11 protein-coding genes are annotated in these 9,592 nt (G+C 65.1%); 4 read left to right on the top strand and 7 right to left on the bottom strand.

All coding sequences use genetic code 11. The annotated features are described in order from the left end of the window. The first annotated feature begins 9 nt into the window (after nucleotides 1-9). From trxA to hslU, 3 genes are all read left to right on the top strand, one after another. Nucleotides 10-330: a thioredoxin gene (trxA, locus tag KW83_RS16500; RefSeq protein WP_036181185.1), complete on the top strand. Its 321-nt coding sequence runs from the start codon at nucleotides 10-12 to the stop codon at nucleotides 328-330. A gap of 411 nt (nucleotides 331-741) precedes the next feature. Then, nucleotides 742-1,299: an ATP-dependent protease subunit HslV gene (hslV, locus tag KW83_RS16490; RefSeq protein WP_036181181.1), complete on the top strand. Its 558-nt coding sequence runs from the start codon at nucleotides 742-744 to the stop codon at nucleotides 1,297-1,299. A 180-nt stretch (nucleotides 1,300-1,479) separates the two neighbouring features. Beyond that, complete coding sequence (gene hslU, locus KW83_RS16485) at nucleotides 1,480-2,787, top strand: ATP-dependent protease ATPase subunit HslU (protein ID WP_036181179.1); 1,308 nt, start codon at nucleotides 1,480-1,482, stop codon at nucleotides 2,785-2,787. Here hslU and KW83_RS16480 read toward each other — a convergent pair. Then, on the bottom strand, nucleotides 2,775-3,932 hold the full coding sequence (locus KW83_RS16480) for an amidohydrolase (protein WP_036181243.1): 1,158 nt from the start codon (nucleotides 3,930-3,932) through the stop codon (nucleotides 2,775-2,777). The two genes, hslU and KW83_RS16480, sit on opposite strands and share 13 nt — an antisense overlap. Nucleotides 3,933-4,102: 170 nt before the next feature. Between KW83_RS16480 and KW83_RS16475 the strand changes: the two genes are divergently transcribed. After that, entirely contained in the window at nucleotides 4,103-5,035 is a 933-nt protein-coding gene (locus tag KW83_RS16475) for an IS5 family transposase (protein WP_036181177.1), read from the top strand. 382 nt (nucleotides 5,036-5,417) lie between these two features. Here the strand turns inward: KW83_RS16475 and KW83_RS16470 are convergent, their stop codons facing one another. The 6 genes from KW83_RS16470 to KW83_RS16445 form a co-directional block, all read right to left on the bottom strand. Further along, nucleotides 5,418-5,822 (bottom strand): TadE/TadG family type IV pilus assembly protein, encoded by a 405-nt coding sequence (locus KW83_RS16470; RefSeq protein WP_081904665.1) that lies wholly within the window; start codon nucleotides 5,820-5,822, stop codon nucleotides 5,418-5,420. Next, nucleotides 5,819-6,292 carry a TadE/TadG family type IV pilus assembly protein gene (locus KW83_RS16465; RefSeq protein ID WP_081904664.1) on the bottom strand — a complete coding sequence of 158 codons (474 nt, stop codon included), beginning with the start codon at nucleotides 6,290-6,292 and terminating at the stop codon, nucleotides 5,819-5,821. The genes KW83_RS16470 and KW83_RS16465 overlap by 4 nt, the downstream gene beginning before the upstream one ends. Next, complete coding sequence (locus KW83_RS16460; protein ID WP_051928600.1) at nucleotides 6,289-7,551, bottom strand: AAA family ATPase; 1,263 nt, start codon at nucleotides 7,549-7,551, stop codon at nucleotides 6,289-6,291. The genes KW83_RS16465 and KW83_RS16460 overlap by 4 nt, the downstream gene beginning before the upstream one ends. A gap of 44 nt (nucleotides 7,552-7,595) precedes the next feature. Further along, nucleotides 7,596-8,483 (bottom strand): Flp pilus assembly protein CpaB, encoded by an 888-nt coding sequence (gene cpaB / locus KW83_RS16455; protein ID WP_051928599.1) that lies wholly within the window; start codon nucleotides 8,481-8,483, stop codon nucleotides 7,596-7,598. Nucleotides 8,484-8,535: 52 nt separating this feature from the next. Beyond that, nucleotides 8,536-9,036: an A24 family peptidase gene (locus tag KW83_RS19365; protein ID WP_051928598.1), complete on the bottom strand. Its 501-nt coding sequence runs from the start codon at nucleotides 9,034-9,036 to the stop codon at nucleotides 8,536-8,538. A 209-nt stretch (nucleotides 9,037-9,245) separates the two neighbouring features. After that, on the bottom strand, nucleotides 9,246-9,592 hold a 347-nt coding region (locus KW83_RS16445), incomplete at its 5' end, for a transposase (protein WP_036181171.1).

The raw sequence follows: 9,592 nt of genomic DNA, 5'->3' as shown, positions 1-9,592 counted from the left end.
GAGAATACCATGGCCACCGTCGCCGTCACCGATGAGACCTTCGACGCCGAAGTGAAACAATCCGACCTCCCCGTGGTAGTGGATTTCTGGGCGGAATGGTGCGGTCCATGCAAGCAGATCGGCCCGGCGCTGGAAGAACTGTCCGAGGAATACGAGGGCAGGGTGAAGATCGTGAAGGTCAACGTGGACGAAAACCCCAACGCCCCGGCGCAGATGGGCGTCCGCGGCATCCCGGCGCTGTTCATGTTCAAGGGCGGTCAGGTGGTGTCCAACAAGATCGGCGCGGCCCCGAAGGCATCCCTCGAAAGCTGGATCAAGGAAGAGATCTGATCCGCTCGGACTTTGACCCCGAGAGGATCCGCGCGAGCGCCCGCAGACCGTGCAGGCGCCGCGCCCGCAAGACGGTCAATTTCCTGGTGTCGCCGGTCAGCCGCGGCCATGTGGTGAGGCTCAGGCTCCGCTAGACCGGCCCGACTTCCGGGTTGGTGCCTCACCCTCTCGCGAGAAACGCAGTTACGTCCGCAACGTCGTCTTGCCCTTGCGTGCCTCCCTACCCCCGACGGCCTGGCTGCGGTATCGGCACCCATCTCTGCGGCCAGCGCCGTCCAGACCGCCATCGCGCTACCGATCGGGACCCGTGACGGTCGCGCTGCGCCCGCGCGATCCTTTCCGCGTTTCGGCGGCTGTTGTCCACGGCACCCTCTGGCCCCATATGCCCGCAAAACCCAAGGGATGCGAGACATGGCTTCAGACAGGTTCCCCGGCTGGCACGGCACCACGATCATCGGCGTCAGGCGCGGCGGCAAGGTGGTGATCGCCGGCGACGGGCAGGTGTCCCTGGGCGACACGGTCATCAAGGGAACGGCACGCAAGGTGCGGCGGCTGTCGCCGGGCGGCAGCGACGTGATTGCCGGGTTCGCGGGGTCGACCGCGGACGCTTTTGCTCTGCTGGAGCGGCTGGAATCCAAGCTGGAGGCGACGCCGGGCCAGCTTCAGCGTGCGGCCGTCGAACTGGCCAAGGACTGGCGCACGGACAAGTATCTGCAGAAGCTGGAGGCCATGCTGATCGTCTCGGACGGTCGCGAACTCTATGTCATCACGGGCGCCGGCGACGTGCTGGAGCCAGAGCATGACGTGGCCGGCATCGGGTCTGGCGGCAACTACGCGCTGGCCGCCGCCCGCGCGCTCATGGGCACGGACATGGATGCAGAAACCATCGCCCGGCGCGCGATGGAGATCGCCTCCGACATCTGCGTCTATACGAACGGCAACCTGACGGTAGAGGCGTTGCAGGCCTAGCCGCGCCGGGATGCGTCCGCGCGGCGGCCGGACTGGCCACCACGGAGCGATTTGCGGTCTGCGCGGAGATTGTCCCCGCTGGCGCGCGCTTCCCCAAGACGCCACGCCGGTCTTGAGACGGGTCGCCTTTAAATCCGCGGGCGGACTCGCTACCTGCCAGATCTACATCGAGAGGACCCCATGACCGACCTGACCCCCCGCGAGATCGTCTCGGAGCTGGACCGCTACATCATCGGGCAGAAGGACGCCAAGCGCGCCGTGGCCGTGGCGCTCCGGAACCGCTGGCGGCGCAAGCAACTGCCACAGGAGATGCAGGAAGAGGTCTATCCCAAGAACATCCTGATGATCGGCCCGACCGGCGTCGGCAAGACCGAGATCTCGCGCCGGCTGGCCAAGCTGGCCCGCGCGCCGTTCCTGAAAGTCGAGGCAACCAAGTTCACGGAAGTCGGGTATGTCGGCCGCGACGTGGAGCAGATCATCCGCGACCTGGTCGAGCAGGCGATCACCATGACCCGCGACCACATGCGCGAGGACGTGAAATCCCGTGCCGAAGCCAACGCGGAGGCCCGGGTGATCGACGCCATCGCGGGAGAAAACGCGCGTGAGGGCACCCGCGACATGTTCCGCAAGAAGCTCAAGGCCGGTGAGCTGGACGCCACGGAAATCACGCTTGAGGTGCAGGACACGTCGAACCCGCTTGGCAATCTGGAGATGCCGGGGATGCAGCCCGGACAGGCCGGCGGCATGAATCTCGGGGACCTGTTCGGCAAGGCGTTCCAGGGCCGCACCGTCCGCAAGACCCTGACCGTGGCCGACAGCTACGACGTCCTGCTGGCAGAGGAAGCCGACAAGCTTCTGGACGACGAGAGCGTCCAAAAGGAAGCGCTGAAGGCGGTCGAGCAGAATGGCATTGTCTTTCTGGACGAGATCGACAAGGTCTGCGCCAGGCAGGACGCCCGCGGCGGCGAGGTCAGCCGTGAGGGTGTGCAGCGCGATCTGCTGCCGCTGATCGAGGGCACCGTGGTGACGACAAAGTACGGGTCGGTCCGCACGGACCATATCCTGTTCATCGCCTCGGGTGCGTTTCACGTGGCCAAGCCATCGGATCTGTTGCCAGAACTGCAGGGACGCCTGCCGATCCGCGTGGAGCTTCGCGCGCTCACCGAACAGGATTTCATCCGCATCCTGACCGAGACGGACAATGCCCTGACCCGTCAGTACACCGCCCTTCTGGGCACGGAGAAAGTGACCGTCGCCTTTACGGCGGATGGCATCGCCGCCCTGGCCCGCATCGCCGCAGAGGTGAACGAGTCGGTCGAGAACATCGGCGCGCGGCGGCTCTACACCGTCATGGAGCGGGTGTTCGAGGAACTGTCGTTCGAGGCGCCGGACAAGGGCGGCACAGAGGTGTCGGTGGATGCCGCCTTCGTCGAGACACATCTGGGCGAGCTGTCGCGGTCGGTGGATGTGAGCCGCTACGTGCTCTGATCCCGCTCGATAAGCCGCGCCCAGATCGCCGCGCCGTGGGCGATCAAGGCGTCTGGAAAGTCGAATTGCGGGTCGTGCAGGGGCGGTTGCAGCTGCCCCGACCCCAGAAAGAGCATGGCGGCGGGGCCGAGCCGGGACAGCAGTCCGAAATCCTCAGACGGACGCCAGGGTTGGCCCGTGGGTCCGTGGGCCACGCCCAAATCGTCCAGCGCCCCGCGAAGGGCGGCCACCGCGGCGGGGTGGTTGGTGGCGGCAGAAAAGACCTCCTGATAGTCGATCGCGGGGGTCACGCCGGCGGCAGCAGCAGCCTTTCGGACCAGCGTTTCCGCGCGGCGGACCAGCGCCGCCATCCGGTCGTCGTGAAGGCAGCGCAGCGTCGCCCAGACCTCCGCCTCTCCGGGGGAGACGCCGAACGCCTTCTGCCCCATGGCGACCCGGGCGACGGTCACAAGGGCGAAATCGTCGTCCGGGAAAGGCGCCTCGGAGCCAAGCGCGGGCAGCGATTGCAGCAGATCGACCACCGCCATACGGGGTGAAACACCTGTTTCGGGCTGCGACGCATGAGCCGCACGCCCCTTGAGGCGCACGCGCATCCCACGTGACGCACAGGCCATCGGACCGGCGGCGAGCGACACATGGCCAAGAGGCAACCCCGGAAGGTTATGGAGCGACACAACCAGATCCGGGCGCAGTCCGGCGGTCCGCGGATCGGCGAGAACGGCACGAGCGCCGGCACCGTCCTCCTCGGCCGGCTGGAACAGCAGAATCGCCGCACCGTCCGGCCGGTCGCGCCCCAGGGCCCGGGCCAGCGCCACGAGAATCGCCATGTGGCCGTCATGGCCGCACAGGTGCGCGACGCCCGGCACCTCGGACGCGTGGGCCGCGCCGGTCTCTTCGGGGATCGGAAGCGCGTCGAGCTCGGCCCGGATCAGCACCCGCCGCCCCGGTCCGGTCCCGAATACCGCCGCAACGCCGTGACCGCCCAACCCGGTCAGAACCTCATCCGCACCCGAAGCACGCATTTCGGCGGCGATCAGACGGGCCGTCCCGGCCTCCCGCCCGGAAAGCTCGGGGTTGCGGTGCAGCCTGCGCCGCAGACGGGTGGCATGGGCCAGGTCGTCAGAATCAGGGGTAAAGCGACTCATGCGCACCAACATCCAGCGACAGCCTTCGGGTGTCAAAGCCGCGCGTCGGTTTGTCCTGCAAGACGCCTGTGGCAGCGAAACGTATCCCTGAAGAGCCCGCGATGTGGCTTTGTTGCGCAAAGACTGGGTGAGGGATTCATCTCGTGAATCCAGCGTGGTAGCTGTCCTGCATGAGCAGACCGATCCCGCCGAGCTACAAGACAAAGAACTGGCCGGCCTACAACGAAGCGCTGAAGCAGCGTGGTTCCCTGACGATCTGGTTCGATCCGGACATGGTCTGGGTGCCGCCGCCGACCGGCAAGCGAGGCCGGCAGCCGTTATATAGCGACGCCGCGATCCAGACATGCCTGACGATGAAAGTCCTTTTCGGCATGGCGCTCCGACAGACGACCGGGTTCATTGAAAGCCTCCTGCGCCTGGTCGGCCTCGACTGGGCGGTGCCCGACTTCAGCACACTGAGCCGGCGCCAGAAGACCTTGTCCGTGACTATTCCCTACCGCGGCTCAGATGGGCCGCTGAACCTGTTGATCGACAGCACCGGCATCAAGGCAGAGGGTGAAGGCGAGTGGAACGCCCGCAAGCATGGCGGCGCGAAACGCCGTCTATGGCGCAAGATCCACATCGGCGTCGACGAACAGACGCTGGAGATCCGAGCCATCGAGATCACCGGAAGCAACGTCGGGGACGCGCCCATGCTGCCCGAGTTGCTCAACCAGATCCCCGCCGGCGTGGAGATCGGATCGATCACCGCTGACGGAGCCTACGATACGCGCAAGTGCCATGACGCCGTCGCCGACCGCGGCGCCCATGCCGTCATACCGCCGCGCAAGAATGCCAAGCCGTGGAAGCCATCAACCCCAGCCGCCATTGCCCGGAACGAGGCTCTGCGCGCATCGAGATACCTCGGCCGCGCCATCTGGCGAAAATGGAGCGGATACCACCGCCGGAGCCGCGCCGAGACGAAGATGCATTGCGTGAAGCTACTGGGGCAGAGCATCATGGCGCGCGACTTCGATCGCCAGGTCGCCGAACTTCAGATCCGCGCCGCCGTGCTGAACGGCTACACCGCGCTCGGCATACCCATCACAGAGCCTGTGGGATAAGTGCGTCCGGGGAAAGGGGAAGTCCGGGATTTACGGTCTTTGCGCAACAAAGCCGGTCGGCACCCCAGTCCATCTCTGGATTGAACCAGATCGTCAGCGACCCGCGGCGCTTCGGCGCCTTCAAGTCAGGCGATGTCGGTTCTCTCATGCGGGTCTTTTTGTGCGACATAGCCGACCGACAGCACCGGCCGCCCTAGACCGAATTCGCACTGGCTGCCGCGCCGAAGCTGAGCGGACATCCAAACCTCCGTCTGATCGCCTGCGACTCTGTCGACGGGGCGACCGGCGTCACTGCCAGATCCGATACGAAGACCCTATTGCGAGAAACCAGTCATACCATCCGCCGCAAGGCCACCGCCCCCGAATGACGTTGGCTAAACAGCTAGAAAATTGGCACCTTGGTATCGTTCCCCACGGTGATTTCAAAGTCGAATAGGGTCGAGGCGACAAAGTCGAACGCATAGGTGGTCGCGATCGTGCGATAGGTGACCCCGCCGTCTGACGCATCGGAAAACGTCACCGTAAGCCGATCCGGATCTGCGTTCAGGATTCGGGCGGCGATGTACTGCTTCAAAGTCTCTGGTGTCGCGGTCGTGTCGAGCAGCAAAATCCGTGCCGCGGCCGTCGTCGCATTGGCAAGGGCATTCTGATAAAACACCAGTCGGGCAAATTCGAGTGTTCCGAGCAGCACCAGAACGAACGGCATCGCGACGAGCGCAAATTCCAGTGCAGATCCGCCGATCCTGTCACGTAGCAGGCAGCGCGCTGCCCGAAAGGCGCGTATCATCGAATTCTTACCCGGCTTTCCGCGCCTAGGCTGATGCGTGGTAGGACCATTCCGTCATAGGTCGTACCGGTGCTAAGCCGATAGAAGATCGCGGTCGGTTGAGCGCCGGGGCAGGTCGTGCTGCACGCCACTGTCGCCCCTGTATCGCCAGGACAAGCGCAGTAGCGCTGAACATCGAGCGTGAGGCTCGCGCGTTGGTCGGTCGCTCCCTGTCCGGCGTCGACGACACTGAGCGTGTCGCTGACAGCCGCTGCGCCGGGGTCTGTCATGGCGACCAGGGCACCGGCCCGAAGGATCGCGTCCAGCTTGATTCGCTCGTTCACAGCCCCCCCGACGTCGACCACACCGAGGAGCCCCGCCAGCATCATCGGCGCGATAAGCCCGAATTCGACCGCTGAACCGCCTCGGCGATCTTCCGCAATCCGGTTCAGAAGCCGGACACCAGGATTGGTCTTCGCAGTTGAGGTCATGAGAACAATCCCCGCAGATTTGGAAGCAGGCGACGGTGCCCGGACCAGGGTTTCGCCGCTCCCTGACTGCTCAGAGACCTGGTCAGGGAGACGATCTGTTTGGCCGCGATGCTTTTGGGCGCGCTGTCCGATACTGGACGTCCTTCGTTTTCGGCCTTACTGAATGCCGCTGCGTCAAAGGCGATTTGCTCGTGCACAGGAATGCCCACGCATTTTGCGAATTTCTCAGGCGAAATCTGCTGGCTGCGGGGTACGGCCACTTGTGACAGCACCAGGCGCGGCGCGGCGTCGTTCGGCCGCGCCCGGCGCATGCCCTGCACAATCTTGCCGCAGTTTCGCAGCGACACCAGATCCGGCGTTGCGACAATCATCGTCGTGTCGGCGAGGTCCAGGAAGCCCTGCACGTAGCGCGACCAGCCCGACGGCAGGTCCAGAACCACATGCGACGTCGTCTGCCGGGCGACATCGACGACCCGCCGCAAGTCGGCGGTCTGATAATCGCCCACATCCGCAAGATCTGCTGGAGATGGGAGCAGGGCAAACCGGGACCCCTTGCGCAGAAGCATTCGGTCGAGCACCGCCATGTCGAGCCGGTCGCCTTCGTCCAGCGCGGTGACGACCGTGCCGGGCCCTTCGAGATCGAGGCGCAGCGCCGATGTCCCGGAGGCAATGTCGAAGTCGATCAGCATCACCGAGGTATCGCACCTGTGCGCCAGCTCCCAGGCGACGTTCTGCGCAAGCGTCGATGTTCCGCACCCGCCCCGAGCGCCGAAGAACGCCGTGACCGGGGCGCGACGATCCACGCTCTCGTCGTTCAGAACGTCGCCGAGCGCATTGATCAGGCCAAGCGCGGTAACCGGCGTCAGCAGGTATTCGGCGATCCCTCTGCGCTTGAGATCCCGGTAGAGTGTGACGTCGTTGCAAGCACCCAGCAGGACCACGATCGTTTCGGGCGGGCAGAGCGCGGCCAGACGGTCGAGCTTCGTCATCAATGTTTCGGAACTGTCCTCAACCTCTATGAGCAAGAGCTTCGGGGTGAGCTCCTCAGCGTACTTCCGGATCGCCGTGTCGAGTCCCCCAATCTCACAGCCCAGCGTAACCCGTGACATGCGCCGATCGGCGATCACGGCCGCAAGCGTGTCGCGGGTTTCGTCGAGGATTGGAAATGCCCCCACGGTGATCTGCGGCATGAACACGGCAGGCCTGAGTTCCGGAACCGCCGGAGCCGTTGCCGTATCGATCTTCTCGAACTTGCTCATCGTCTATCTTCCTTTCGGGCGCTGCCCTCTGGCGGGTCCGAGCATCAGTTTTGAAGGCTCACGGTGCGGATTTCTCCTCCGTCGATGACCCTGACGGATCCCGGCCCCGGCTGAGGGCCCTTTCCGCGAGCGGCCCCCGACGCCTCAGCTTGTTTTCGGTCCGAGCCGGTCGCCTCGATGATCGCATCCGCGCCGATTGCGGTATCTCCGAAATCCGAAACGGCGCGCAGCGACAGCGATAGCGCACCGGAGGACTGGGCGGCCGTCAGGATCTCTGCCTGTTCGGGCGTGAGTTCGACGGTTGCCGTATCGCCGAAGGCGGTCACGTCCGATCCCGGCCTGACCGTGGCGCCGGTCTCGACATTCTTCGCGGCACTCCGGGCGGAGGTCTGCCCGATGGCCAAGACCCGCACATTGGTGAGGATCGTGCGGCTGAGCCCGGTCGCCTGACCGTCGCCATCGACGTCGCGCACGACCGTATGCAGGATATCGACCTTGTCATCCGGCAGGATGAAACCGCCGGCGGTATTGTCCTCGGTGATGCGGACACCGACCGCGCGCATTCCGGGTCGAAGGACCAGGGACATCAGTCCGGCACCGCCATCCACCAGGTTTTCGGCGCGCAGGGCGTCGCCCTTCAACAGGTCGGCGCGGGCGACCCGTCCGACGAGCTCTTCCGCCGCGCCGGGCCGCTCCTCACGCAGGATCGCCATTTCCGGAACGCCCTCGATCGGCAGAGGCTGCCAGCGGAGGTCATCGGCCGATATGACGGATCCGCGCGGCAACGCCTGCCCCAGCACCAGAACCTCGGCCCGGGGCACGTCCACGGCAACCTCCACGACCTGGGGCTGCTGGCCCAGGTAACGCACCGACATCCAGGCGGCGAGACCGCCGGCACCGAGCGCCACGAGCAGGATGATGATTCTCAACATTCCCCGATCATCGCGCCGTCACGATAACATCGCCTTAAAAACCGAATTCGATTCAAAGCCATACAGATACAAACACGACCGCCCCCGCGGCCACGATGGATAGGCCGTAGGGCACGCAGAGCGTGGCTTCGATCAGCGGACGCTGCGACGCGGCGATCGGAACCAGCCCGCGCCGGGACAGGACGCGCAGCGCAAGCACGGCCAGGGCCAGCACGCCGCCGAACAAAAGCGCCAGGTAGACGAACCAGAGGGCATCGCCCGGCGGAAACCAGATCGCCATTGCACAGATGAGCTTCACATCGCCGCCGCCGATCCAGCCACGCGCAAAGAGCATGGTGCCCAGCATCAGCATGGTGGCCGAAAGCGCCAGCGCGCCGGCGAACACGGACGGCGCCATCTGCCCTCCGATCACCAGGATGGGCGCTCCGAGCACCAAGGCGAGCACCAGCCGGTTGGCGATCCGCCGCCGCCGGAGATCGCCCAGCGCTGCGGCAAGGCCCGTCCCGAAAAAGATGCCGGACGCCGCCAGGAGAAACAGGTTTGCAACGGTCATTGGACGAACCTCCGGCAGGATGCGGTCGTCCCGAACCGGGCGCCGCGGGATGGCCAAGGCCTATCGCCCGCTCCCTAACGTGAGGCTAATACGCCACATCGAACTATCGCTTGGATTGTGTCGCTATACAGCGAATCGCTCTTGTGTAAAAAATCGGCTCTGTTGCACAAAGCTTTTAATACCCGAGATTCCCCTTTCCCCGGACGGATTCATCCCACGGCCTCTGTGACAGGGATGCCAAGGGCGGTGTAGCCGTTCATGACGGCGATGCGGACCTGGACTTCCGCGACTTGTCGGTCGAAGTCCCGCGCCATGAGGCGCTGCCCCAGCAATTTAACGCAGTGCATCTTGGTTTCGACGCGGCTTCGGCGGTGGTATCCGCTCCAGTTTCGCCAGATCGCKCGACCGAGATATTTCGAAGCTCGCAGGGCCTCGTTTCTGGCCACGGCACCCGCAGTGACGGTCTTCCACGGCTTGGCGTTCTTGCGGGGTGGGATGACGGCATTCGCCCCGCGGTCAGCGATGGCGTCGTGGCATTTGCGGGTATCATAGGCAC

The sequence above is a fragment of the Palleronia rufa genome, from assembly GCF_000743715.1.
In the GTDB taxonomy this organism is placed as follows: domain Bacteria; phylum Pseudomonadota; class Alphaproteobacteria; order Rhodobacterales; family Rhodobacteraceae; genus Palleronia; species Palleronia rufa.
This window is presented reverse-complemented; position numbering and strand designations above follow the sequence as displayed.

Coding starts and splice junctions, on each gene's coding strand:
- KW83_RS16475 (WP_036181177.1), top strand. CDS start 4,103: ATGAGCAGACCGATCCCGCCGAGCTACAAGACAAAGAACTGGCCGGCC.
- cpaB (WP_051928599.1), bottom strand. CDS start 8,483: ATGTTGAGAATCATCATCCTGCTCGTGGCGCTCGGTGCCGGCGGTCTC.
- KW83_RS16460 (WP_051928600.1), bottom strand. CDS start 7,551: ATGAGCAAGTTCGAGAAGATCGATACGGCAACGGCTCCGGCGGTTCCG.
- hslU (WP_036181179.1), top strand. CDS start 1,480: ATGACCGACCTGACCCCCCGCGAGATCGTCTCGGAGCTGGACCGCTAC.
- KW83_RS16480 (WP_036181243.1), bottom strand. CDS start 3,932: ATGAGTCGCTTTACCCCTGATTCTGACGACCTGGCCCATGCCACCCGT.
- KW83_RS19365 (WP_051928598.1), bottom strand. CDS start 9,036: ATGACCGTTGCAAACCTGTTTCTCCTGGCGGCGTCCGGCATCTTTTTC.
- hslV (WP_036181181.1), top strand. CDS start 742: ATGGCTTCAGACAGGTTCCCCGGCTGGCACGGCACCACGATCATCGGC.
- trxA (WP_036181185.1), top strand. CDS start 10: ATGGCCACCGTCGCCGTCACCGATGAGACCTTCGACGCCGAAGTGAAA.
- KW83_RS16470 (WP_081904665.1), bottom strand. CDS start 5,822: ATGATACGCGCCTTTCGGGCAGCGCGCTGCCTGCTACGTGACAGGATC.
- KW83_RS16465 (WP_081904664.1), bottom strand. CDS start 6,292: ATGACCTCAACTGCGAAGACCAATCCTGGTGTCCGGCTTCTGAACCGG.